The sequence below is a fragment of the Leptospira sp. WS58.C1 genome, assembly GCF_040833995.1.
Classification (GTDB): Bacteria; Spirochaetota; Leptospiria; order Leptospirales; family Leptospiraceae; genus Leptospira_B; species Leptospira_B cinconiae.
Genome location: NZ_CP162137.1, coordinates 2,138,520 through 2,163,965 on the forward strand (window position 1 = coordinate 2,138,520; position 25,446 = coordinate 2,163,965).

A 25,446-nucleotide genomic window follows, 5' to 3' on the forward strand; every position below is an offset into this window, starting at 1 on the left:
TCATTCTCCCCTAGGCCTTTGTTCTTTTCTAGGAGGACGGCTTAAGCGGGACTCTTCCTTATCCGTAGGAAGTTCTTTATTCGGCTGTTTTGTGCTCGGTTCCAAACGGGGAGAATCGGAACCTTTATCACTCGGAGTTAGGTCCTCGCGAGCAGGCCTTTCGTTTTCGGTAGGAAAGAAAACTCTCGGATCCCCCTCCTTCATTTTAGAATTACGGATCGTATCCGACTCTTCCAATTCGGTTTTAGGGGCAGAAGGTTCCATCTTCGGTTTTTCCCATCCGTATCTTTCTATTTCCAAAGACGAACTTCCGGAATCCGAATAAGAAGGATCGCTCCATCGAACATCCTTTCTTTTACGGTTATACTCCCTTTCTATATCCTCTAAAAATAATGCCTTTCGATCCAGTTCCTTGGCTTGGTCCTCTTCTCCTGCCAAAGCTAGACCTTTTTGGAAACTGAACCAACCTAGAACGACAGCTACCAGAACCGCCAATGCCAAAGCCGCGTTGCCGATCGTTTTTACCACGTTAGGAGGTAGATTTCCTAGAACCTGGTCTATCGAAACCCTGAGATTACTTAAAATGGAGAACGGGTTGAATGCCATAGTATTACCCTAGGATCATCGGTCGATTTGCCCGGTTTTTCAAGGACATAATTTTGGAAAAAAGGAAGGGTTGTAGTAACTTCGACAAACTGACCGGTCTGAAAACAGGGAATTTTTGAAGTTTTTCCTTTATTGGGCATTAAGTCTTTTTATAGGTTTTCGATTGTAAAAAATAGGATGGAACTTACTCTCCAACAACGGCCCCCCAGGATGAGCGACTCAATCCGCAATTATACGGAATCCCTATTAAAAGATCTGGAAGAGAACGAAAACGGTTTTTTCAAAGTTGAAAATCTGGATGGGCTCGCCTACCTCACCGTCTTCCCCGCCGGAAAAAAAGGAAAGGAAGTAGAATATCGCGAAATCCTAAAACGATTGGACGTATTCAAAATTTCAGGAGTTAATGAAGAAGAAGTTAAGCGTGTTTTAAAATCCAAAGACTCGGAACCGCATCTAATCGGAAAATGGCCGGGCAAACCGGAAGCCTGCAGCTTGGACCTGAAAATCTCGGAAGATAAAATGGCGGTCTACGGGATCTTGCATCCGCCAAAATTCGGTGGAAAATTATTAACAAGGGACGAGATCCTTTCCCAATTGCAAGCAAGCGGGGTCGTTTTCGGGATTATTGAAGAATCCATCCTCAAACTTTCCCAAGCGGAGGATTACGGAAAAAGAATCTTAGTCGCCCAAGGTGAATCTCCTATCCCGGGAAAAGACGGAGACATTCGGATCTTATTCCAACACCCAGGCACTCCTACTCTAGAAGAAGACGAATTCGGAAGAGTGGATTTCAAAAACATACAGATCATCCAAAGTGTTAAAAAAAATCAAAAACTCGCGGAAAAAATTTCTCCTTCTCCCGGCAAACCTGGCAAAAACGTAAAGGGAGAAGTTCTTCCATTCGAAGAAGGTAAATTAGCGGAATGGAAATTAGGTCCGAACGTTAAAATTTCGGAAGATGGAAATATAGTCCAGTCTCTCATAGACGGCCGACCGCTGATCGATCGTTTCGGTGTCATTCGTGTGGACGAGGTATGTTTACTGGAGAACGTAGACTTCTCCACAGGAAATATCAATTTTCCTGGCACGATCATAGTGGAAGAATCCATAGCAGACGGTTTTACTCTGGAAACGGACGGTTCTATCATAGTCAAAAAATCCGTGGGAAAAGTATTCCTGAAAGCAAAAGGAGATATCGTTCTTTCCGGAGGATTTATGGGAAGAAACGGAGGAATGATCGAATCAGGCTCCGACATCTACGCAAAGTTTATAGAACAAGGAAAGATGATCGCTAAAAATTCCATCTTCATAGAGGAAGCGGCAATGCACTCCGAACTGATCGCGGGAGAATCCGTAGTAGTCAGGGGTGGCAGAGGAGAAATTATCGGAGGCCAATGTGTAGCAGGTAAAATGATCACCTGTACGAAGTTAGGTGCAATTGTGGAAACAAGAACAATACTCAGTTGTGGAATGCCTCCCGAACTTCTATCCGAATTGGAAGGTTTAAAGACCGAGATCCGTAAAAACCAAGATATATTAAAAAAAGTGGATACTAGTATTCAAAAATTAAACGACGATTCCCAAAGAAGAAGCCTTAGTCCCGAAGAAAAAGACAGTCTCCCGAAACTACAGGCGATCCGTCAGAAGTATAATTCTATCATGGAAAACCTATTTGCTCAGGAACAATCCGCTATCCTATCCTTCGATCCCGATAAAAATTCTTTCGTGGAAGTAGAGAGAGAAATTTTCCCGGGAGTGGAAGTAAATCTTGGCAGAAATAAAAAGTTCAGCGTGAAATTAAAAGAAATTCCCGGACCTTCTTTCCTATATTTGGGAGGAGACGGACAGATCGCTCATTCTAAGGTAAAACCGAAACGATTAGGCCTTTTGCAGGAAGAATTTTTAGATTCGGAATCTTCTACCGATTAAGAAAATTTGAATAGTTCCTTCTGCCTTCCGACAAACTCACTTGCTTACGTTTGAGTGGATTTCAGTTACCGTCGGGAAATAATTCTCGGCAAGACGGAATCCCTCCGGCTTGTTCCATTTCCGAACAAGGAGTCCTCAGAAGATCATCCATACAACGTTTCACTTTTCCAACCTGCTCGTCCGTGACCTTTTCATAGTCGTCGGGAAGAATGGACTGGTTACTTTGTTCCGCCATACATTGGTCCAGGGAAGAAAATCCGGACTTGGCGGCATTCTGCTCTCCGGAAGGAAGAGACTCCAGGTATTGTGCAGAACATTCCAAATTTTTTTTACATAACTCTTTAATATAGTTTTGGCTAAGTTCCTTCACTTCCTCTTTGGATAAGGAAGGACCTTTTCTGCAGGAAAGAATAAAAATTGAAACTATCAGAATGGAAATAAATTTCATTTGGACCACCGAAACGATATGCTCGGATTATACAGAATAGACGGACAATTCTACCTTTCTGCAAGCCGTTCTTTTTGAATTATTTCATTTTTGTGAGAATCAAACGATTCCCTTTTCCGGATTGGTCTATATAAAAATGGTCCGTCAATTTTCGGACCAGGTAGAGCCCGATCCCTTCTTCCCTGTAATCCCCGGGATCATATCCTCGAATTTCTGAAATATTTTTCTGAACTCCGAAATCCCGGATACGGACTTCTATTCGGTTCTCGAGCACAGTAACTTCTAAAAAGATCGGGTAATTCGTCTTTCCTAAATACGCATGTTTGATCACATTCAAAAGACATTCCCCCACTGCCAACTTCAGATCGGCAGCGTCGTAGAGGGAAAATCCGGATTCTCTAGCTAGGTTGTAAACGAAGTTCCGCGCCACTGTCACGTAACGCGGATGGGAAGGAATTTGTATCCGAAACTGATTCGAATAGTCGATTTTTTTGATCTCGGCCAAAATTCGGTCCGGGGAAATTATCCTCTAGGATGGAATTTCTTATGAACTTCCTTCAGAGTTTTATTCGCCATATGAGTATAGATCTGGGTAGTTGAAATATCGATATGTCCCAAAAGTTCCTGAACCGATTTCAGATCCGCGTGGTTTTCCAATAAGTGGGTCGCAAAAGAGTGTCGCAAAGTGTGAGGAGTCACTTTTTTCTTAATGCCTGTTCTTTTGATATAATGGTTCAGAAGTCTCCAAACTGATTTTCGATTAATGAAAGACCCTTTTTTGGAAACGAAAAGATAATCGCAATTTCTGTTTTTCAGAATATAAGGTCGGCTTTGTTTTAAGTAACGGTTCAGAATATCCAATGACTTTTCACCGAAAGGAACTAGTCTTTGGCGTCCGCCCTTACCTTCCACGGTCAAGGTCATTCCGGACATATCCATGTCGGTCAGTCTAAGATTACAAGCTTCGGAGATCCTAAGTCCGGAAGAATACAGAAGTTCGAATATACATTTGTCTCTGAGTTCGTAAAGGTTGTCCTCTTTGATTACAGTGAACAATTCTTCGATCTCTTCCTGAGTCAAATAATCAGGGATGGATCTCATCACTTCGGGAGTTTCGATCTTCTCCGTCGGATTCGAATCCAGCTTCTTTTCATCTTTTAGAAATTTATAAAATTGGCGAATGGCAACTACTTCGCGAGCGATTGTCTTTGCGGAAATTTTACGATTCCTTTCTTCGTTCAAGAAACGAACTATGTCGTTCGCTTGGACTTCTAAGAAGTCGATATGTTCTTTTTCGAGGAAGTTCTTAAACTTGTTCAGATCGTATCCGTACGAGTAAATGGAATTGTCGCTCAGACCCTTCTCAACCGAGAGGTATTCTTGAAAATTTTGGAGTAGATTCTTATGAGAAGATGTCACTTTCTTAGTCCCGCTTCCGATTATTACAGTACTAAATCCTTCGGACAAATTCTCCCTCGAGATTGAAACTTTTTTAAGATTGCGGCACGAGGTGGCCCGTAAATTGTACAAATTCGACGGGCCGACATAACAAAAAACCGCCCTTTTTCTTATCCCCTAAGGGAAAAAAAACTATGGAAATGAGACAGAAGTTCCGATACGCCATAATTTTGCTTATGTCCCAAATTGCTTTAAATTGCGATTCCTCGGGTGAGCTAGCGAGTAAGGCGAGAGAAAAGGAAGCGCAAGGTAACACTGCCGAGGCTTTATATTATTACGATTTAGCGCTTCGAGAAAATCCTGAAAATTTTACTGCGAATAAAAATTTAGGAATTCTTTTGGCGGAAAGCGGAGAAGCACCCGGATCCGCAGCACTCTACCTAGAAAAAGCTCTCAAAAAGGATCCTAAAAATCCGGAGATACTTCTGTATCTTTTGGAAATTTATTTATTAGCTGGGTCGAGAGACGAAACGGAAACCGTTTTAAGAGGATTTTCGGAAAGCTGGGACAAGGATAGAGAGAGCCTCGCAAAGTTTTTAACCTCTTGTATCTTAGATTCTAAGAAGAATGTTTCGGAAAGAAAACGTTTTTTGGAGAATCGGATCCCTGAATCCAACCCTGCTTCCAAAAGACTCTTTACCGTTTGCGAAAAAAAGCTCTATGAGGAAACTTCAGGCAAATGAGAGAAGGTCCTTATTACAGAAAATTCCGTTTTCATTTTTTATTATATTCCATTTTTCTTTTTTTACTTTTAGAAATTCTACTTAGACTTCCCTATTTCCCTTCCGTTCAATTCAGACTGGAAGATAAAAAACTACATTGTTTAGTAGAGACTTCCGGAAATCTTTTCTCGATTCCTTGGATGAGACTTTGTCCGAACCAAAATTTGGATTTGTTTCATCCCGAAAAGAATATTCGTTATCATGTATCTACGGATATTAGAGGAGAAAGGCTGACCTCTGCGGTTAGTATAGATGATGCGCGGAGCAATGCCGAAAGTACCGGTAGGAGCTCCTACAAGACGGATGCACCGGAAATTTGGATCTTAGGAGATTCAGTCGCCTTAGGATATTTGGTTTCCGACCAGGAAAGCCTTCCTTGGGCTCTACAAAATGAACTGATAAACGATAAAAAAACGGAGATTGTTCGAAATCTGGGAGTGGACGCACTTGGAAGTTTCGGCATCCAGGAGAGATTAGAAGAAGTTTTGAAAACTTCTCCCCCGCCTAAGGTTGCGTATTGGATCTATCATATCTCAGATTTTACGGATTCTTATCGAGAATTAGCATTACAAAATTCCGGGACAAAAAAGACACTTGTTCGAATTTCCTATTTTCTTTCTAAATACAGCGCAATATTCAACGCATGTAAAATTGTTTATGAAAAATACAAACCGGAGTCCGGGGAAAATTTAGTCATTCCCTCTAGCGGTTCCGTCTTAGGCCCGGATCACCCTCATAGAAAAGCGGCCATTTCTTTTTTTGAATTTACCAAAGAGAAAAAGATCCCTCTGGTTCTGGTGTTTCTTCCGGAACCGAACGAAAAATACGAACCTGTTGTTGACTCGGCACTAGTGAAAGAGGTTCGACAGATCGCAATCGATTCTAAAATCCCGGTGTTGGACCTCCAACAATCGATTTACGATTATTGGAAGAAGAACAATCAGGAGATTTTTCTTCCGAAAGACGGACATCCGAATCCCGCTTTATATCGTTTTATAGCTTCCGAGATAAAGAAAGATATTCACTAAAATATTTTCGCCCGGGAGCCCACGGAGAAGAAATGACTCGCGAGGAAGTTTCTACCCGGATTAACTCCTCTGTGCTCTTCGTGATCTCTGTGCGAACCCAAGTCTTAGAACTGAAAATACAAGAACGGTGCGCTTACAGTCACACTATATAAGATAAAACAAATAGAGATCAGGATCGCGGAGATCCCATAGACCCAGATCCGATTTTCGAAAAGTTTTTTGGCCCAAGGAGTTTCTTTTTCCATCAGATAATCCCCGAACATGAGAATAAATACTGTGGCAAGAACGGATAACGGCACAGGCAAAAAGTCTCCCTGGACCCCGGAGAACATTCTGCTAACCATTGCCCAGCCTACTTGGACGCTATTACCGATCCCTTCGACAGGTCTTGCTCGGAAGAAATACATAGAGATCCCGAAGATGGTAAACGGATACGCTACTTTGATCGTGCTTGGGATCTTGTCCCAATAATTTTTGATCCTTTCGAAAGAGAATGCAAATCTTTCGACGACCATTAAACTTGCATGCACGAATCCCCAAACGATAAAATTCCAATCCGCCCCATGCCAAATCCCGCTCACGAATGTGGTGAGAAATAAGTTTACGTAAGTCCTGGAGACTCCTTTTTTGTTCCCACCCAAGAAGATGTATACATACTCCTTCAACCAAGAGCTGAATGAAATATGCCAACGCCTCCAGAATTCCGAAACCGTTTCGGAAAGGAACGGTTGCCTGAAGTTAATCGGGATATGGAATCCCATGATCCTTCCGGTTCCGATGGCTACGTCCGAATATCCGGAAAAATCGCAATACATCTGGATGATGTATAAGGAACCTGTGACGGCTAAAGAAAACCAACCGTAATGAAGAGGATCCGCAAATACGGGATCGATAACTGCGGCAATCGGATCCGCTACGAATGTTTTTTTGAAAAGTCCCCAGGCAAGTTGTCTGATCCCCGGTAGTAGATTTTCTTTTTTGAACGTATATGTGTCCAAAAATTGGTGAAGCATGTCCTGGGCTCGAATAATCGGTCCCGCTACCAACTGAGGAAAGAAGCTTAAAAATAATCCGAACTGGAATAAGTTCTCCGCTCGTTTTACTTTTTTATGATATACATCCACCGCATAAGCGATCGCTTGCAACGTAAAAAAAGAAATTCCCATCGGCAACAGGATGCCGGACGGATACGCGTAATAAGGCTCACAAGGCACAAGTCCCAGGACCGTATTCCAAACCGCAAAAGAGAAATCCAGATACTTGAAAAAATAGAGTAGAGCCAGATTCCCCCAAATCGCAATATTCAGGAAAAATAATTTACCAAATCGGGATTGGGATTTATCCATCCAAAGCGTGCAAAAATACGTAATCGCAATGGAATAGATTAATAATAAGATGAATGGAACTCTAAAAACCGCATAAAAATACAAACTTGCGACTAATAACCAGAGTTTTTGGAATCTGGATGGCACCAGAAAGTAAATTAGAATGACTATGGGTGCAAAAATTAAATAATGAAGGGAATTAAAGAGCAAGATCCGTCTCCTTCAATTTGGCCTTAAGAGAATCCGCCGCCCAGATATTTCCTCTTTTCGTAAAATGTCCGTCTTCCGGAATATAATGATCCAAGATCCCGAATTTTTTCCCGTTCCGATCGAAACCGCACATGGAGGCGGTTTCCTTTTTGAAACGTAAAACATTCACTCCGCGTTTTTCGAAGAATGTAGAGGCTCGAGTCGCGTAATTTTCCAAAGGATGATATTTTCCGTTATTATAACAATAGATCTCTTCGATTTGGATCGGAAGAATGACAGGAACTAGTTTAAATCCTCTTTTTTTGGCAAGATCTATCATCTTTTGGTAATATTCTTGCGTGAGTTCCGGCAAAGCGGGAAGAGTTTCGATAGAAGGAGCCGAATCCACACAGGTCACATGAGCCGGCACAGGTTCGGGACACATTGCTCCGAATACTGCTGAGGTAGGTGTGATATCCGAATCGCAATTCGGTTTTTTTACGGTTCTAAAAAAGGAAGATTCTAAATAGGAAACTAAATTTCCGGAAGGACGATTGGAACCGGATTGCAAATCTGCATCTGCATCCGCAGATACTAATAATCCACATTTGTAGATCCCAGCAGAATCCAACTCCTTACAAACGGAAAGTTTAGTGACTGCGAATGTGACTTGGATCTGCTCGTAGGCTAGCTTGAGAGCCTGGAGTGTATAAGAAATTCTTGTTAAAATAAATTGTAATTTAAAATTCCGAGCGTAGTTCGGGTCTTTTTCCCGAATCGCATCCGTTTGGTCGTCGGGCAATATTCCTTTTTTTGCAAGTGCTTCCGGCATATCGAAATCGTTGGGAGAAATAAAGAATAAGACTTCTTTTACATTGTCCAATTTCGCGGAGATATCTTTGAGTCTATAATACGAACCTCTGGATCCGTAGGCGTCTACTCCCAGGTTCAGAGCCTGCCTTGCTTCTCCCTTTAATTCGATCCCATCCAAAAGTTGGCAAAATGTATCCGAGTCTCCTACTCCGAATCCCATTACCAAACTATCCCCTAAGCAGAGAAGTTTCGGTTTTCCAGGGATAGGTTCTTCTTTACCGCGGAGCCCAAGTGAGTTGATGCTGAACTGGCCTTCCCATTTTCCTGCGAAATGGCTGACATATTTGGACTCGCCAGGTTCCAAGGACACGTAATAGTCCGGATGAAAACTATGAATGAGTTTGAGATCCCTATAGTATTGGAGAGAGGGACTGCGTAATAGAACCAAACCGGCTTCGGTTCCAAGAAAGATGAATATCAAAAAAACTAGGCCGAAAAACGATTTTTTGGCGAAATCCATGAATACTGGATAGCATTTGGATTCCTACCCGGATGACAAGACAATTCATCTAGGAAAGGGACTGTTGGAATTCCGACTCTTTTGTCTCGAAAAAAAAGATCTACTTTACAATTTCCCAGTCTAAAAATAAAATCAATTTAGAATCATTCTAAATCATTAGAGGAAATGAGATGCCCCATAAAGTAGTCATCATCGGATCCGGTCCTGCGGGTCATACGGCAGCAATCTATGCAGCCAGAGCGAATTTGAATCCTGTCATGTATGAGGGATTTATGGCGGGGGGAATCGCCGCAGGTGGACAGCTCACCACCACAACTGAGGTGGAAAATTTCCCGGGCTTTCCGGAAGGGATCGATGGAACCCAACTCACAAATCTGTTCCGCGCTCAGTCCGAAAAATACGGTACAAAAATTATTACCCAAACCATAACCAAAGTGGACTTCTCCAAAAGACCTTTCCGTCTTTGGTCGGACGATGAATTGATAGAAGCGGAAACCGTGATCATCGCGACAGGCGCCACTGCAAAAAGAATGTTCATCCCTGGTGAAGATTCATATTGGCAAAAAGGAATTTCCGCCTGTGCGGTTTGCGACGGAGCGCTTCCAATTTACAGAAACAAAGAATTGGCAGTTGTGGGCGGAGGAGATTCTGCCGTAGAAGAAGCGGCTCACCTAACTAAGTTCGCATCCAAAGTATATCTGATCCACAGAAGAGATTCTTTAAGAGCCTCTAAGATCATGCAGAAAAGAGCCACAACCCATCCTAAAATAGAAATTATCTGGAATACGACCGTAGAAGGTGCGCAAGGAAACGGAAACCAACTCACTTCCCTTTCTGTGAAAGAATTGACTACCGGAAAAACGAAAGAACTTCCTGTGGGCGGTCTATTCTACGCAATCGGTCATAAGCCGAACACTGATATTTTCGAAGGTCAATTGGATCTGGACGAAACAGGTTATATCAAAACCGTTCCCGGCACGACACGCACCAGTGTGGAAGGTGTGTTTGCTGCCGGAGATGTTCAGGACAAAACTTACAGACAAGCGATCACTGCTGCGGGTTCCGGATGTATGGCGGCTCTCGAAGCGGAAAGATGGCTGGAAGCTCAGGAAGAGTAATGAAGCAGTGATGGCGCCTACGGGCGCTCTATCAACTGACCTCTTTTTTGAAGAGTATCATAAATATATAATGTAGGAAGGTTCGGCTTTTTTTTGTTGGGGCTGGACTCTTCTTCCCTTTTAACGATCATTACAAGTTTGTTTTCCGGAGTGTCCGGTAAGATCTTTTCTAGATAGAATTTTTTGGGAAGTATAGGAAGTAACTCGTCGGAGTTCGGATCGTATACGAATACTTTTTTGGAATCCTTTTGATTTAGATACCCGTCTTTATTCGTATCCTCGGGCATCCCAACGATCACGAATTTTTTTCCCGTTTTTAACCCGAGGAACACATCCTCGGAAACCTCTTGTGTTTCGGAATTGGAACTCGGCTTTTCGGGTTCCGCGCCGTAAAAATAATCCCAGATATATACGCTCTTATTGAATACTTTGCGATTCCTTCCCGTTTGCAGGTCTACGAACACTAGATTTTGGGCGTGGTTTAAAGTTTTACGGGGACCGAAGTTTTCTCGGTCCCTGTTTAGACCCAAGGGGTAATACAAAAATTTTCCCCAAACTACGGATGAATGTTCCACCAGATCGTCGTCAGGTTCCACATATACCGTTTGAATGCTGTTAGACGGATGTTTTGCGAGCTCGATCCCTCGATCGTATACAAACCAACTTTTCAATAAGGTAAAGACGATCAGGATGATGATGATCCCGATCACCAAATATACGGAGAGACGCAACTTTTCCATAGAACGGATCTAAACAATCCGTTCTATACCTTAGGGGTCAATCTTCTTTCTTTCCAAAACTCCGGTTCTGGTAGGAACAACTAGTGCGGAAGAGATCTCTCCTGTATCTTCTCTTAACACCGTAAGAGGATTATAAGTATCCACTACGATCTTTCCATCTACTAGGAAGTTGTATTGGTATTCACCCGGTTTTAATTTTTTGACCACTCTAAAGGTTCCGTTTCTTTCTTTGATTAAAAAATCGGACTCCGGATCCCAATGGTTAAAATCTCCGATCAGACTTACCGATTCCGCTTGGGGTTGATAGATCCTGAATTCCACGGTCCTAAATTCTTTTTCTTCATAAGGAGAATCCTCTAAAACGCGGGTGCTTGTCTGTTTATTCGGACCACCTTCTCGGAATACAATCCTGGAAACGAGGGAACCTTCTCCATCTTCCACAGTGTCAGGGTTTTCCGGATCATGAGTGAAAATACCGTCCACCTTAAACTTGTATTCGTAGGCAGGTTTCGTTTCGTAAAGTTGGTCTCCGTGAATATCCACGACCCCGTAAAAAATTCCCTTATCGTTCTTCTGTAAGGAAACACATTGCCAATGACTGAATTCTCCACAAACACTTACCTCGTCGTTTGCAAGACCTTCATAACTGAATAAAACTCCGCGGTTCAATAATCTCCCGGTCTTTAAAGCGGCGAAAGTATCCACAAATCGGATGAACCTAGGCGGGACCGCTTTTCTCAAATTCTCCAATTGCCAGAAATAATAAATTTTTTCCTCGGGAAGGGCTTCTTCTCCTTCCTCATAATCCACGGACCGGAAGGCTCCAATCCAATCTTCCGCCTCCTCCGCAGCAAGAGCGAAGGTCAATATCAAGGTAAGTAAGGCAACCGCCTTGGCTTTATGCACCATAAACCGATTGTCGTAGGTTTTCCCGGAAACCCTAAGCGTATTTCCGGGGCCTGTCCTAGATCCGACATAAGGAAAAAATCTTTGCTCTTTCACGGACCAGCCGATACTATTGGAAGGACTTTATGGCTGATTATTCAGAACAGGAACTGGAGCAAATCCGCTCCATCTTGGATCCTTTGAACAAGAATCCGGAATCTTCCGAAGATTTGAATCCTATGCTTTCCACCTTCCGTGAAAAGATGGGATACGGTGTTCCTATATCTATCGGGGACGACGACGAGGAGCAACCGGAAGAAGGTTCCGAAGAAAGTTTCGATCTAGGCGACGAGGACGAAGCTCCTACACCTCTCCAAAAGCCAAAGCCATTATCCTTTTCCGAAGACGACGATATCGATCTGGACGAATTATTAACTGAACCTTCGCAAACGGGCGAGCCGAGTGCGGATGCCGGAGAAGATCCATTTGGTGGATTTGACGAAGCTCCTACAGCCACCGATGATTTCGGTGATTTTGCAACTCCCGAACCTGATTCGGACCCATTTGCGGATTCCGGTTTGGACGATTTCGGGGCTCCCGAAGCGGAGGAACCTTCCGCAGATCTGGAAGATTTCGGAGCTCCTACATCGGAAGATCCATTCGGTGGATTCGATTCTGCTCCTGAACTAGATACTCCTTTTGAAACGTCTCCTAACGAAGACTTGGGCTCTACTCCAAGTTCCGACCCATTTGCGGATTCCGATCTCGGAATGGATGACTTCGGTACGACACCTTCCTCGGATTCCGAAGATCCATTCGCAGGTTTAGGCGGAGAAGAACCCGGAGGTTCAGGTCTTGAAGACTTCGAAGCTCCTACAACCTCAGGCAGTGAAGATCCGTTTGCTGCTTTCGATGCTTCCGGAATGGAAGATACCCCAGGGGACGAATTCGGTTTAGAAGAAGGAGATCCGTTCGGAGCCTCCCCCACTTCCGGTGACTCCGATTTCGGAGATCTGGGTGGTTTTGATTCGGAACCTTCCGATTCCGGAGACTTTGGAGGCGGCGATAGTTTTGCCGAAGCTCCTACAGACTCAGATCCATTTGCAGATTTTGCACCGGTTTCCGGTGGAGACCACGATCCATTCTCAGATCTTTCCGGAGCTACATCCGTTCCGGAGTCGGATCCATTCGCCGATTTCGCAGCAGAACCGGCTTCGGCGATGGAAATGGAATCGGTTCCGGAATCTTCCGATTTTACGAGCTTCTCCCCTGATCTGGATTCCGACTCCGGGGATGAGGATATCGGAGCCGCGGCATTCGAAGAAGATTTACGATCTTTGAGCGGAGAAGATAAGGACGATATAGATAAGTCCCTGACGGATGAAGAACTTGCGATCATACAAAGAGAAATACTTCGTTATCCGCCGCTTCTTCGCAGAACCCTCATAGAATCCATAGTCCAAGATCGTCTTTCTAAAAAGGCACAAAGAGATCTATTAGAACTTATTAAAATAGAAAGTAGCCCCGAGGATATCGCGGCCTTCCTGTCTTCCGCGTTAGGAGTCACCGTTGCTCTTACGGATAGAACCGGTGCTTATTCGGCGGACGGTGTTCCTATTATTTCTTCCGACCCGATCTATACAAGAGAAGGTCTTTTAGAAAGGCGGAAGAAGATCCGTAGGACATTTTTCGCTGCGGCTGCAGCGATCCTGATCGGATTCGGAAGTTATTTCACGTACAAACATATCATTCTTCCTAGACAAGCAGCCCAAAATTACGAAGCAGGTCTAGAACAGATCCGTGAAATGGGTGCCAAAAAATTCGCCGGGACATTAAGTAAAAATGAAACTGTCGAATATATTAGTCGTATAGAAGATTTTTATGATAAAGGATTCGATATCGATCCTTATAATCTAAAATATATGAACCTGTACGGAGTGGAATACAGCCGAGCAGGAGAATATGAACTTTCCTTCCAAAAATTATTCGGTAAAATAGAGCCGGATCTTGGAATGGGAACATTAGATTCTTGGAATAAAAGAGAACAGTCTCCTATGGTCCGATTGGCCCAAGGAGAATCTTGGAATGATAAAAAACTAAAAACCAACGCGAGCGTAAACCAAGGAAAAGAAGGAATTAAATTCCTTTTAGACCAGGAAAAAACGCCTAGAAGAGTACTCGTCGCCGGCGCATTTCTCGCAATGAGACTGAAAGAAAGGACCCATGATAATAATACCTACAGAAACCTAGGTTGGTTCCATTCTCAGATCATGCCCGATTTTGCGGAACCGGCAGAAGGCAAAAAAGGAAAATATAAAAACGACGCATTGGCTGTTGATTATTATTCCAAGGTATTTACGGACGGAGAAAGCCCGTATGATGAGGATTCCACCGCAGGTATCGCTAAAATATATTATAATAGAAGAGAATTCGGAAAAGCAGCTTCTTTCTACAACCGAATTGTAGAAGCGAACCCTAAAAGTATTCCCGGTCAATCGGGACTTGTTTCCACGTATTTGGAAATGTGGAAAGAAAGTGGGGATCCTCAATTTGTTTTAAATCATCATCGTCTGCTTAGGAACAATCTGGACATGGAGTCCGAACTCCCCTTCTACACTCTGGCAAAACTTGCATCCTTTTACGCTGCAATCGATCCGGAAGAACTTCGGATCAAATACAATATCAACCCTGTCGACCAAGTCTCCGGAATAGAGATAGAAGAAAGTGCGATCAGGCTATTAGATACGATTTACAGAAAGTCCATGGAAGATGAAAGGACCGGAGTGGAGATCGAAGGAAAAGATTACGCGGAAGGATATTACCAAAGAGGCCAATATTTTCTTTCTCAAAAGGAAAATAGCCAGGCAAGAAGGTTCTTTGAAAAAGCGGCAACTCTCGATCCAAAACATTGGCTTGCAGTTCTGGAACTCGCAGAACATTCCATTCGTGTAGGAAATTTTGAAGAAGCAAAAGATCTTTTGAAAGAAGCGGAAGCTCGTTATCAAATGAGCGAACGTTGGTTCGGCTCCAAAGACGAGGACGAAACCTTATTTGAAGGAAATCCCGCGCGTATCCATTTCGACCTTGGAAAGATCAGATATTTATTATCCGCTGGACTTTCCGACAAGGATTCGCTGAAAGAATTCCCCGGTCGAAAAATTTATCCGTTTCGTGCCCGCTCCGAATCGGATGGAAAAAGTCTCTCCGTCTTAAAGGAAGAGGAAGAGAAAAGAAATCGTAGGAACGAACTGAGAAATTCTCTCCAAGAATTCGCAAAAGTCGATTCGGAAGAACCCAAATTCGAACTCGTCCGCAAATGGAGAAGAGAACTTCCTGGGTCCATGCTAAGAGAAATGAAATTTTTCAAAGGCTGGGTGGAATATATGGATGCAGATTTCGACAAGTCTTTGGTGGATTGGACCGGTTTCGAAGACAAGGACGAATATTATAATCCAACCCTTCTCATGGCAAAAGGAAATGCCTTCTTCTATACCGGTCAGACCAAAACCGCTCTTGGATATTTCCTAAGAGTTAAAGATGATATGGAAGAAAAACTTCCTCAAATGAGTTCTCCTAAAACGGAAGATCCATACCACCAAGAAGTGTATCAAACTCTGACTGCTGCTTATAATAATATTGGTGCTTGTTACGAGACTCTTTCTAAAAAAGCGAACGCGCAAGAATCGGAAAATTATACTGCCCAGGCTCTCCAAAATTATTGGAAGGCGATCGAAACCGCACGTAAGATCAATGAAGCGAGTGAAATTGCACTTTCTAATAAAGACCTTCTCTTCAAAAAGGAAGCTCTCAAAAGAGAACCTCTTTTAGAAGACTGGGTTTCTCCGACATTGGATTCGATTAAGGATCTAGTTCGTAAATAATTCGTTTCGCACAGAGCGCACGAAGAACACGGAGTTTTTTAAGATCGCGGTGTAGGACTTCCTACAAACTAATAAACTTCTCTGTGAGCTTTGTGTTCTCTGCGGGAAATAAAAACCTAAAAAATCTACTTCTTCTTTTTAACAAAAAGAGATTTAATCGCTACTACGATAAAGAATCCGAACATTCTGCTTAGGCGGATCAGTCTCCAAGGACGGACCATAATTCTCCAAAGCCAGGTAAGTCCTTTCAGTTTGAAAACATTCGGTGCCTTTTTTACCTTTCCGGAAAGAATGTCCATTGCCGGACCGACTCCGATTACCACTGCATGACCGAAAAAAGCGGTATTATTTTCCACCCAGATCTCTTGGTCAGGAAAATCCATTGCAAGAAATATAATATTCGGACTTGTCTTACGGATGGATTCTTTTACGAGCAACTCGCGTTGTGTGTTCAAATAGCCGGCATGACGCCCTACGATCCGAACTCCGGGAAAATGTCTGGAAAGATTGAAATACACTTTTTCGACGATCTCTTCCTTTCCGCCTAAAAGGAAAATGGAATAATTTCTAAGCTCGCAAAGACGGACTAAGTCCATCATAAGCGCGATTGTGGGAATCCTTTCTTTTAATTCCCCACCTAATTTTTTAGCGGCCCATTGTAGACCGGCACCTTCCGCTAAGATCAGGCTGGCTTTTTGAGCGATCCGATGTAACTTCTTTCCTTTACGAAGCGCCATTGTCTTGATCGGATCCAAAAGAAGAACATGGTGGAATTTATCTTTCTCTTCCATGAGATGATAAATTTTTGCTACTGCCTCATCCAGGCTGGCGTTGTCAAAAGGTACTCCTAGAATGGGAGCCTTTTCCAAATCGTCCACATTCAGGGTCTGGTAATCTAGTAAGTAGTCGCGATCATCCTTTGCGGATAAATGGCGTATTTCCCCTGGCTGTTTCATAGGGATCATCTTATTGGACATAATTTGTGAGTCAATTGAAACTTATAGTCCTTCCCAAAACTTAAGTTCCTGTAAACAAACGGCCCTGGACGTTCCGAAGAAGGTCCAAAATTCCGGTGTCCATTCCTTTATGAATTCTTTATCTCCTTAAGGATACGAATACAATCGTAAAAAGAGTCTTCTTCGGAAGCGGAGGCAATCATTGCATAAGACAAAGGGCCTAACTCGGATAATTCGGCAATCTGTTTCGGACCGATCCCTCCGATAGGAGTAACAGGTATTTTAGCAATTTGTAAGGCTTCTTGAACGCCGGAAAGACCCACCGGAATATCTTCCGTATCTTTGGAACTAGTTGAGTATACGGGTCCAAGACCGGTATAGTCCCAACAACCGGGCTCTAATCCTATAATATCCTCTGAATTATGACAAGAAGTGCCAAGATATAATCCGCTGGAGCGGACCTTCTTTCTATCCTCTAAAGAAAGAGAACTATAATCCTCTTTTCCTATATGAAGTCCGAAACATTTCCATTCCAAAGCTTCTTCCCAATAATCGTTCAATATGACCGGGAAATCGGGAAATATGTCTATCAGACTTTTATAAACCTTCTTTAAAGTTTCGGGAGTCTCCTTTTTAGCGCGTATCTGATAGAATGGGATCCATTCTCTTTGGTAACTCCAAAGTTCCACTAGACGGACCGGGTCCTTGGAAAATTTGGAACAATATTCCAGATCCAGAATAGGATAAATCCCAGGAGCTTTCCAGATACTGTGTCTGGGTCTAAGCGGGAATTCCAAAAAAGTCTCAACCCCCTCCTACAAATTTCAGGATCTCTATTTTATCCCCTTCTTCTAAGGAAGAATTTTTCCAATGCTCTCTTTTTAAGATCTCCCCGTTTTTCTGGATCGCTACCGTTTCCGGTTTTAATTTTAAGGATTCCAAAAGGGAAAATAAATCCGGAGAAGAAAGTTCCCGAAGGGATAATTCCTTACCGTTTACGATCATTCCATGCACCTCGGTCTAGATACTTCATTCCTTCGTATTCTCCACTAACGTCGAATGTTTTTTAGTTTACCGTTCCATCCCGGCCGAAAACGATTTACTTATATGACCCGATTTCTCCCGATTTTTCTAACAATCGTACTCCTAGGCATTTTATCCTGTAATAGCGGTGAGAGAGATATTAAAGGGAACGCCCTCGCAACTTTTTATGCAAACTGTACGGGTGGTAGTTATCCGGCCTGTAAAAATGCCTGCGAAAATCAATATGGAACATCGGTCACCACTGAAAATTTGGCCGCTTTAAATACCTGCCTTTCCAATTGTAATACGACCTGTAATGTTTCTACTCTTTGTTTCCAATTGTCTCAAAGTTGTAAAAGCGATTGCGATTCCTATATGACCAACTGTGTATTGATCTTAAGCGCGACCGGGTTCGGCCAATAATCAATTTAGATTCCCTAACCTAAACATAGAGGCCGCAAAAATCCCGGCGGTCTCAATTCTCAAAATAGAATCACCCACGTTCACGGATAAAATCCCGAATTGAGAGATCAGTTCTAATTCTTCTTTTCTAAATCCGCCTTCCGGTCCGATCAAAACGATTTTGTTTTGTATGTTTTCGGGACTGATCCGTATCTCGGATCTTGGGTCAAAAAGAAGAAGTTCCTCTTTTTTTGATTTGGACTCTTCCAAAAATTTAGAAAGTGAGATCGGTCCTTTGATCTCGGGCAAAAAATCCCGACCGGATTGAGAAGAAGCTTCCGCTGCCACTTTCAATAATCTTTCCGAATTTAAGTCTTTTCGATCCGAATGAGAAAAAACTAAAAAGTTAAACTCAGTAATCCCGAGTTCCGTTCCTTTTTGGATAAGCCACTCCAGCCGATTCCCTTTCGGAATAGCTGTCGCGATCTTTGCAGAAGTTTTCGGTCTTTCTTTTTTTTCGGAACGGACTAGGCTCCCTATCTTAGAAGAAGAAGGTACGTTATAAACGAAACCTGCTCCTGCGCCGTCCTTGATGATGACGATTTTTTCTTCCGAAAATATTCTGAATGCTTTTAGATGAGAGATCTCTTCTCCTTCTAACTTTAATTCGGGAGAAGACAGAAATCCAGGTCGAAAAAAAACGATCTCTTCCGAGGACATTAGAGTCTATTTAGATTATCCAATTCGAATAAGGAAGGATCCGGTTTTACGTCACGATCCACTTCCGTATATTCCAAGACGCTGATCGCACCCGTATTCAGATCCAACATTTCCAATCTACTGACTATATCTTCTTTTGAGACCTTCTGTTTTGCTTTTACCTTAACAGGACCGTACTTTATGTTCATAGTTTTATAAAGTACCCCGTCTTTATCATGAAAATCCAAACGAACAGGCCTTAATGTATCCGGTTCCAAAAGTAAAATAAGTTTGGAATAAAAATACGGAACGATCGGCCGAAGCGCCACTCGTTTCATTTTTTTACCAGCAATATCCAGATCACTTTGTACGATCGGATTATAATTTGCCTGGTAGGAAGTTCCCGCTAGATCCACGAAGCTGAATCCGGTATTCAGATGGTTCTCGTATTTTTCTTCGTCGTTCTTTTTGAAAATTTTTCTGGAAAGCGCATTGAAGGCGAAGATCAATTCCCCGTCTTCTTTAAATAAGATCTTATATTCTAGACCACGCCCTTTACTTTCGAATAGGGAGAGAGAATCTTCTCCCTTTCTGAAAATACTCATGTCCCATGTCCACGAATCTCCTGTCTTTTTGATCAGGATCAGGCTCGCTTTAACTAAACCGTCCGCTTTTAAAAGGGCCTGATCTAATCTTGCGACTAGTTCCTGGGCAACCCTAGCTTTATCCGGAGGAACCTGAGCATGGGAAATTTCCCCAGTCATCAGGATCGGGAATAATAGGATGATCGAAATAAGATGAAACTTTTTCAAAACCTTTCCTTCCCGACAAATCTAAGGGTTCTATTATTCTGCTCTTAAACTAGGTGCACTATAAGAGTAAAGACTATGAACGGAACCTTGGGCTTGAGCGGATTCACTCCTTCTTTCGAATCTAAGTTTCCCGTCTCGGAGCCCTTGATGTAAGTCTTGGACGGAACGGAATCCCATATCCTGAAAAGAAAGTCTAAGTCCAAGGCTTAAATACGGAATAAAGTTCAATATCGAACCTCTATCCACAACGGAACCGCTGACTCCTTGGGCCACTTTGACTTTTTGGCCCTCGTTAAAATAACGTTTATCTCCGCCGGCTTTCATTGCCTCGATACTTGCCATTCCCCGATACTTCTTGAGACGTATTCCATTCTCGTAAAAATACTCTCCGGGTGCTTCTGTCGTTCCGGCAAACATAAATCCCATCATACACGCAGAAGCTCCGATTGCCAAAGCATTTGCGATGTCTCCGATATTGGAAATTCCACCATCTGCGATAACAGGAACGTCATATTTTGCTGCATGGGCTGCGGTCTGATAGACCGCAGTGGCTTGGGCTCTTCCCACAGCCATGGTGTCCTGTGTGATACAAATGGAACCAGGTCCCATTCCGATCCTAAGTCCATCTGCTCCTGCACCGATCAGATTTTCGGCCTGACCACGAGTGACCACATTTCCACCAATCACTTCTAGATTTTTGAAATTAGATTTAATGAATTTGAGCATCTCAATTTGGTAGATCGAGTTTCCTTGGGCAGAATCGATGATGATCACATCTACTCCAGCCTCATACAATGCAGCAACCCTGTCCCTGGACTCAGGTAAGGTAGAAACCGCAGCTCCACATCGGAGTCTTTTGTTCTCGTCCTTGGAAGAATCGGGGAATTCTTTATTCTTTTTCAGGTCGGAACGACTCACTAAAGAGACAAGTTTTCCGTCTGTATCGATAATCGGAAGTTTTCCGATCTTTTCCTTTTTGATGATATCGTTTGCTTCTTTTAAAGTGATCCCAGCTCTGCCGGTAATCACGTCAGTTGTCATTACTTTTTCCACAGGAATAGAACGATCCCGTTCGAAATCGATATCTCTATTGGTTACGATCCCAACCAATTTGGAATTTCTGGTCCCGTCCGCCGTGATCGGGATCCCGGTGAATCCCAAAGTTTCTTTAATCCTATCCAGATCGTGGATCGTATTCTTTGGTCCGAGGACCACAGGGTCGGAAATGAATCCGTTTTCAAAACGTTTGACTTTGCTAACTTCGGCAACCTGTTCTTCTACGGAATTATTATAATGGATAATTCCGATCCCTCCCATAAGGGCCTGTGCGATAGCCATGGAGGACTCGGTCACAGTGTCCATTGGGGAACTTACGAACGGCTTCTTAAGTTTGATCTTTTTTGTTAATCTAGTCTCTAGTTCAACTTCGGAAGGATTGAAATCGATAAAACCGGGCAGGACTAAAAAGTCCCGATAGGTAAGCCCGATTTGCATGCTGAAAAGTTCTTCGCCGGCTAGGCCGTCTAAAAATTGGGAGTCTCGGTAAGATTGGTTTGACATTAGTGTACCTTACCTATTACATCAAAACGAAGCCAAAGGCTGGAATCAAGATAATTTTCCGCCGGAATCCGATCGACCTAGGAATTTAATGGAAAAGGTTCAAAGGAAACAAAGAGACAAAGAGTTCATCACAGATCCTGGTAAAAAACTCCATATCATTGGAAAATTTCTACTCAAAACAGATCTACTCGTAAGGGATACGGAAACTCACGATACCGTTCAGCTGCTCTCCGTCAATAAAGACGCCACAAAAATTTTAGTACAAGGTCGGATGGCCGAACAATTTAAGCTGAATGCTCATATTGTTTTGTACAAACTGCTCGCAAGATACGTCGAACTAGAATGCGAGGTGCTGGAAGAAAAACCCAATAACCAATTCATCATGCAAGTGGAACACGTTTCCATTGCAAGCAGAGAAAGAAAATTCACACGGATCAAACCTCCCGATGGAAGTGTGTGGATCACTAACCTACGTACTAGTAGGACTACAATTGATGCGAACTTATTCAATATTCCCACTTCCGTCAAAGTGAATTTTGCCGATACGGAAAGGACTCTCAAACCTAAATTCGATATAGTCAAAATAGACGTTTTCAACTCTATCGGTGACAAGTTCGATCTAGTCAAAAAGACGGGAAAAATATTATATATTCCGAATACACAAAAACCTGATTCCTATAAATCTTCCGATCCGAGCGGATTTATAGATTATGAACACGAACTAGGCGACGAGGAAGATGTTCGTAAAAAGATCATAGAATACGCCAACCAAAAGATCAGGTCGGAACTTATCGTTCCGGTTATATATATCAATCATGATGAGCAGGCAATTCCTATAGGATATGTGCATGCCCAAAATAAGAATAGAGAAATTGATATCGCCGAAGTAATGGAGATAAAAACACTCACATTCGATATGGTAGACCGGATCAGAGAATCCAATACCATTTTAGTCAAAGAAAGATTCGCGGTTATAGATCTTTCCACAGGCGGTTTGCGGGTAAAGATCAACCATCCGGATCTGAACGGCGAGCTTCCTAGAAGGAAAGGATTCACATTCGATATATTTTTCAAAATGCAATCTCCGATCACTGCATACGGTGTCGTTCGCTCCATAGCAAGGGATACGGACGGAAATTTGTATGTTGGACTTTCTTTGGAAGGAAACTCCGCAAGACCCGGGGAGAAAAAACGTTTTATAGACAACGTTAACCGTATGCTTTCCGACTCCGGCGCAAAAGTCGGATAGTTACTGTATACCGGCTAGTTCAAAACTGCAATTTAGAACGACAAAGTAAAATTAAGGGAAATCCCACATTCGTACATCTACGAATAGAACATTATCTTCTTCCATTCTTTTGGAATAAGTCACGAGAAGTAAATTACTTTCCAGGTCGTAGTATGGGTTACTTGCGATCCAACCGCCGGAAGAGTCTTTTGCATTTTTATAAAATTGTTCTAAGAAGTACGGTCTCCAACTCCAATTCCGTCCCACAAAAGAATCGTCTTCCAGCATTCCGGAATCGGAGATCCCCGAATAATTGGGAGAAAGTTGTCTTCCTTCATGATTGGTCACATACATTCTAAAGACCGACTTTTCCAAAAGGTAGGAATTTCTTAATTTAATCGTTACAATACCTTCGGAGGATACGACTTCGATCCCGGAAGACTCCAAACGATCTTCCAACTCCCTTTCCTTTTTGATCCTTCGTAATAACTGGTATTTTTTATAATTAAAGAATAATTCATGGAGTTGGGAGAATCGGATACTCAATCCGTTGATATCCATCAAATCAGGGCTCGGCTCGGCAAAATAGAAACCTTGTAAAAACCTGGCTCCGTAAGTAAGAGCATTGTACAGCTCCGTCTCCGTTTCTATACCTTCGAATAAAAGGGAACAACCCAAACTTTCCGCAAGCCTGGACAAAGTGAATAAGATCTCCTGAAAGTTCCTGGAAGCTACGGAACTGCGGATGAGTCCAAGATCCACTTTGATTATATCCGGATGTAACGCACCGATCCGATCCAAATTGGAGGATTTAGATCCTAAATCGTCTATCGCAACCAAAAACCCCGATCTTTTATACAGATTGATCAGAGGTTTAAGCTGGTCTATTTCTCCTGAAAAATGTTCTTCTACAATTTCGATTACGATCCTTTTAGGATCCAGACCGGAATTTTTTGCGATCTGTAGAGTATAAGGCTCCTCATCCGTTTTGGAGGAAAGGTAATCCTGCATGAATGAAGGGGAAATATTGAGAAAAAGTTTCGCTTTGGGATCGAGCCCGGGAGTTTTGCCGATCTTTTCCATCGCCTTTCTGCGAATGGTTCTATCAATTTCTAATTTAAGGTTTTTGAATTCTTCTCTTTCAGGAACGGAGAAAAAATGAGGAATATCGGCTAAGAAGAACGGCCCAAGACTGTGAACATTACCTTCTTTATCTATACATCGAGCGAGTGCCTCGTACCCGAAGATAGAGTCTTTTTCCACCGACAAAATGGGTTGGAAGTACGGAACAATTTCACCTTCGGAAAACCATTCCCGCCATTTGGATGCGCTCCAAGAAGTTCTTCCTTCGCTCATTCTTAACAATAAAATGAAAACCCTGTAGGAAGGATCAAGGATTTAAAATCAAAAGTTCTTATCCAAATGTAAAAGGAGAATGAAGGCTACTAAAACTAATAGCCGACCCCTAGTCCACAGCCGAAACCTTCCGGAATACCGACCCATGGGCTTCTCGGCCCAGAATTTCGGATTAAATTTCTATTCCCGCCTAAGTTTTCTCGGAGAATTTCCATAAATCTCTCTTTTGTGAAAAGATCTTCGGATTCGGTTAACAATTTTAATCGATCATAGTATACTTTTAGATCCGGATCATGGATCAGATTTTGTCCGGAAGAAACGGATTCCAAGTATCCGAGAGGAATATTGCGAGTAAAATGCCCCACTCTCCAGTTAGAGACTGATTTCAATTTACTTAATAAAGGGTCCGTTAAGGCATTAGAATCAACGATCTTGCGATTTGCTCCAGCAAAATAGCCATAAAAGCCCACATTGATGGTTGCACAGGCTTTGTCTTGGTCCTTAGGGGTCTTTTTAAACTTTCTACCTGCTTCCGCCCAGCCGTGAGTCGGGAATTCTTTGGACCTTAAGGAGCGTAAAAAATTCGTGCTTCTAAAATAAGCACCTTTTTCGTCTTGGATCTCTCCGTCGTTTCTAAGCCTAATATAATCTTTTGTAATATACAAATTAGAGTTTTGATTTAACAAGAATAAGGCGACAAAGAATAGAACGCTCACCTTAGGAAGATAGGGAGGAGAAATCTCCGAAAACAAGAATACGCAGGCCACAAACGGAAGTGCAAAAAATCTTCCCGCCATAAAATCCCCGCCGATGGAGCAGACATACAGAACATAAAGTCCCACACCTGCGGATAAAGCCGCCTCCAAAAATTTCCTTTTCCAGATAAAATAAGGTAACAGTAGGATCGTAAACAAAATCGAAAGAGAAGTGAAAATGTCCCAACGAAAACTATTCTCCAGATAGTCCAAACCATAAGGCCAGAGATGGAAAACAGTCAGATCCGTGTTTAATTTTGCATAGGCGGTATTCGGGAACAGATATCCGTAATATACCAATGAAAATGCTGACCAAAGAATAATCGGCATAAGGCCCAAAACCGCAGCGCCGATCCACTTACCTTGGATTTTTTTCTCTTTTATAGGTTTATACAAATAGAGAAGAAATGGAAGTCCTATGAGAACCGTGTCTTGTCGGTTCAGATAGGATAGTGAAAGATACAAAAAGAAAAGAAAAACGTCCGCCGAACCGCATTTTTTCTCCAGACCGAATGCCTTATCTAAAAACAGAACGATAAGTAGAAATGAAAGAGGATTTTCCAAACCGGAACTGGAATAATCCACAAACGCTCTGGAAATTAATAATACCAAAAGTATCCAAGAAGCACGGAACAAACTTTCTCCTTTTTTCCCAGAACGAGAAAGTAGAAGATAAGCCGTCGTCCCGACACAAATCCAGGAAAGAATTAAAGAAGAATAATATACTGGTATCGTCCAGAAGGAAAGGAAGATCAGACCAAATAACCAAAGGGGATGCGTATAAGCTTGGACACGTTCGTAGGTATTCCATCGCAAACCGTGTCCGTTTAAAAAATTCTCCACGGTTCTAAAACTGATATAAGCATCTTCCGTAACCCAGGAATTCACGATCACCACATAGGCGAATAAAATACAGGAGATCGGAAAAAAGAAATTAGGAAGAGGTTTTTGGAAGAAGGACCGGATCTTTTCTAAGACGGAATACACTTCTTC

General features: G+C 42.6%; 23 protein-coding genes. 7 read left to right on the plus strand and 16 right to left on the minus strand.

What is annotated here, in order from left to right; all coding sequences use genetic code 11:
• A complete protein-coding gene (locus AB3N61_RS09815; RefSeq protein ID WP_367897477.1) occupies nt 1-606 on the minus strand; it encodes an LIC_11485 family protein in 606 nt (201 codons plus the stop codon).
• 210 nt (nt 607-816) lie between these two features.
• Between AB3N61_RS09815 and AB3N61_RS09820 the strand changes: the two genes are divergently transcribed.
• Nucleotides 817-2,535 (plus strand): DUF342 domain-containing protein, encoded by a 1,719-nt coding sequence (locus AB3N61_RS09820; RefSeq protein ID WP_367897478.1) that lies wholly within the window; start codon nt 817-819, stop codon nt 2,533-2,535.
• A 61-nt stretch (nt 2,536-2,596) separates the two neighbouring features.
• On the opposite strand, the gene AB3N61_RS09825 is transcribed toward AB3N61_RS09820, so the two are convergent.
• The 3 genes from AB3N61_RS09825 to xerD all read right to left on the minus strand — a co-directional run bounded on the left by AB3N61_RS09825 (nt 2,597) and on the right by xerD (nt 4,402).
• The gene (locus tag AB3N61_RS09825) at nt 2,597-2,983 is read right to left on the minus strand and encodes an LA_2478/LA_2722/LA_4182 family protein (RefSeq protein WP_020771607.1); all 387 of its coding nucleotides are present in this window, start codon (nt 2,981-2,983) and stop codon (nt 2,597-2,599) included.
• Nucleotides 2,984-3,062: 79 nt separating this feature from the next.
• A complete protein-coding gene (locus AB3N61_RS09830) occupies nt 3,063-3,488 on the minus strand; it encodes an ATP-binding protein (protein ID WP_020771543.1) in 426 nt (141 codons plus the stop codon).
• Nucleotides 3,489-3,505: 17 nt separating this feature from the next.
• Nucleotides 3,506-4,402, minus strand: coding sequence for a site-specific tyrosine recombinase XerD (xerD, locus tag AB3N61_RS09835; protein WP_036091195.1), 897 nt, complete (start codon nt 4,400-4,402; stop codon nt 3,506-3,508).
• Between the two features lie 173 nt (nt 4,403-4,575).
• On the opposite strand from xerD, the gene AB3N61_RS09840 reads away from it, so the two are divergent.
• On the plus strand, nt 4,576-5,124 hold the full coding sequence (locus tag AB3N61_RS09840; protein WP_367897479.1) for a tetratricopeptide repeat protein: 549 nt from the start codon (nt 4,576-4,578) through the stop codon (nt 5,122-5,124).
• Complete coding sequence (locus AB3N61_RS09845) at nt 5,121-6,191, plus strand: LA_2486 family SGNH/GDSL-type esterase (RefSeq protein ID WP_020771670.1); 1,071 nt, start codon at nt 5,121-5,123, stop codon at nt 6,189-6,191. Before AB3N61_RS09840 ends, AB3N61_RS09845 begins: the two co-directional genes overlap by 4 nt.
• 104 nt (nt 6,192-6,295) lie before the next feature.
• Here AB3N61_RS09845 and AB3N61_RS09850 read toward each other — a convergent pair whose 3' ends face one another.
• Together AB3N61_RS09850 and AB3N61_RS09855 are read right to left on the minus strand one after the other, a co-directional pair.
• Nucleotides 6,296-7,726, minus strand: a complete 1,431-nt coding sequence (locus tag AB3N61_RS09850) for an MBOAT family O-acyltransferase (protein ID WP_020771625.1) — start codon at nt 7,724-7,726, stop codon at nt 6,296-6,298.
• Nucleotides 7,716-9,038, minus strand: a complete 1,323-nt coding sequence (locus AB3N61_RS09855; protein ID WP_020771626.1) for an LA_2490 family SGNH/GDSL-type esterase — start codon at nt 9,036-9,038, stop codon at nt 7,716-7,718. Before AB3N61_RS09855 ends, AB3N61_RS09850 begins: the two co-directional genes overlap by 11 nt.
• A 170-nt stretch (nt 9,039-9,208) precedes the next feature.
• On the opposite strand from AB3N61_RS09855, the gene trxB reads away from it, so the two are divergent.
• The gene (gene trxB, locus AB3N61_RS09860) at nt 9,209-10,156 is read left to right on the plus strand and encodes a thioredoxin-disulfide reductase (protein WP_367897480.1); all 948 of its coding nucleotides are present in this window, start codon (nt 9,209-9,211) and stop codon (nt 10,154-10,156) included.
• A 17-nt stretch (nt 10,157-10,173) separates the two neighbouring features.
• On the opposite strand, the gene AB3N61_RS09865 is transcribed toward trxB, so the two are convergent.
• Together AB3N61_RS09865 and AB3N61_RS09870 are read right to left on the minus strand one after the other, a co-directional pair.
• On the minus strand, nt 10,174-10,896 hold the full coding sequence (locus tag AB3N61_RS09865; protein WP_020771620.1) for a hypothetical protein: 723 nt from the start codon (nt 10,894-10,896) through the stop codon (nt 10,174-10,176).
• Nucleotides 10,897-10,926: 30 nt separating this feature from the next.
• On the minus strand, nt 10,927-11,805 hold the full coding sequence (locus AB3N61_RS09870) for a carbohydrate-binding protein (RefSeq protein ID WP_036091134.1): 879 nt from the start codon (nt 11,803-11,805) through the stop codon (nt 10,927-10,929).
• Nucleotides 11,806-11,927: 122 nt separating this feature from the next.
• Between AB3N61_RS09870 and AB3N61_RS09875 the strand changes: the two genes are divergently transcribed.
• Entirely contained in the window at nt 11,928-15,662 is a 3,735-nt protein-coding gene (locus AB3N61_RS09875) for a tetratricopeptide repeat protein (RefSeq protein ID WP_367897481.1), read from the plus strand.
• A 125-nt stretch (nt 15,663-15,787) separates the two neighbouring features.
• On the opposite strand, the gene AB3N61_RS09880 is transcribed toward AB3N61_RS09875, so the two are convergent.
• The 3 genes from AB3N61_RS09880 to thiS form a co-directional block, all read right to left on the minus strand.
• Nucleotides 15,788-16,618, minus strand: coding sequence for a WecB/TagA/CpsF family glycosyltransferase (locus AB3N61_RS09880; protein ID WP_020771613.1), 831 nt, complete (start codon nt 16,616-16,618; stop codon nt 15,788-15,790).
• A gap of 128 nt (nt 16,619-16,746) precedes the next feature.
• Nucleotides 16,747-17,415: a thiamine phosphate synthase gene (locus AB3N61_RS09885; RefSeq protein ID WP_367897482.1), complete on the minus strand. Its 669-nt coding sequence runs from the start codon at nt 17,413-17,415 to the stop codon at nt 16,747-16,749.
• A 7-nt stretch (nt 17,416-17,422) separates the two neighbouring features.
• Complete coding sequence (thiS, locus tag AB3N61_RS09890; protein ID WP_020771611.1) at nt 17,423-17,623, minus strand: sulfur carrier protein ThiS; 201 nt, start codon at nt 17,621-17,623, stop codon at nt 17,423-17,425.
• Nucleotides 17,624-17,725: 102 nt separating this feature from the next.
• Here thiS and AB3N61_RS09895 point away from each other — a divergent pair, with 102 nt between their 5' ends.
• Nucleotides 17,726-18,064 (plus strand): hypothetical protein, encoded by a 339-nt coding sequence (locus tag AB3N61_RS09895; RefSeq protein WP_367897483.1) that lies wholly within the window; start codon nt 17,726-17,728, stop codon nt 18,062-18,064.
• On the opposite strand, the gene AB3N61_RS09900 is transcribed toward AB3N61_RS09895, so the two are convergent.
• The 3 genes from AB3N61_RS09900 to guaB all read right to left on the minus strand — a co-directional run bounded on the left by AB3N61_RS09900 (nt 18,065) and on the right by guaB (nt 21,114).
• Nucleotides 18,065-18,763 carry a 16S rRNA (uracil(1498)-N(3))-methyltransferase gene (locus AB3N61_RS09900; RefSeq protein WP_367897484.1) on the minus strand — a complete coding sequence of 233 codons (699 nt, stop codon included), beginning with the start codon at nt 18,761-18,763 and terminating at the stop codon, nt 18,065-18,067. It abuts the gene before it with no gap.
• Entirely contained in the window at nt 18,763-19,506 is a 744-nt protein-coding gene (locus tag AB3N61_RS09905) for an outer membrane lipoprotein-sorting protein (protein WP_052005259.1), read from the minus strand. The genes AB3N61_RS09900 and AB3N61_RS09905 overlap by 1 nt, the downstream gene beginning before the upstream one ends.
• A gap of 81 nt (nt 19,507-19,587) precedes the next feature.
• Entirely contained in the window at nt 19,588-21,114 is a 1,527-nt protein-coding gene (guaB, locus tag AB3N61_RS09910; protein WP_020771544.1) for an IMP dehydrogenase, read from the minus strand.
• An 88-nt stretch (nt 21,115-21,202) separates the two neighbouring features.
• Between guaB and AB3N61_RS09915 the strand changes: the two genes are divergently transcribed.
• Entirely contained in the window at nt 21,203-22,363 is a 1,161-nt protein-coding gene (locus tag AB3N61_RS09915) for a DUF1577 domain-containing protein (protein ID WP_020771616.1), read from the plus strand.
• A 51-nt stretch (nt 22,364-22,414) separates the two neighbouring features.
• Here the strand turns inward: AB3N61_RS09915 and AB3N61_RS09920 are convergent, their stop codons facing one another.
• Both AB3N61_RS09920 and AB3N61_RS09925 read right to left on the minus strand, forming a co-directional pair.
• Entirely contained in the window at nt 22,415-23,698 is a 1,284-nt protein-coding gene (locus tag AB3N61_RS09920) for an EAL domain-containing protein (protein WP_367897485.1), read from the minus strand.
• Between the two features lie 95 nt (nt 23,699-23,793).
• Entirely contained in the window at nt 23,794-25,440 is a 1,647-nt protein-coding gene (locus AB3N61_RS09925) for a hypothetical protein (RefSeq protein ID WP_367899079.1), read from the minus strand.
• Nucleotides 25,441-25,446: the final 6 nt, after the last annotated feature.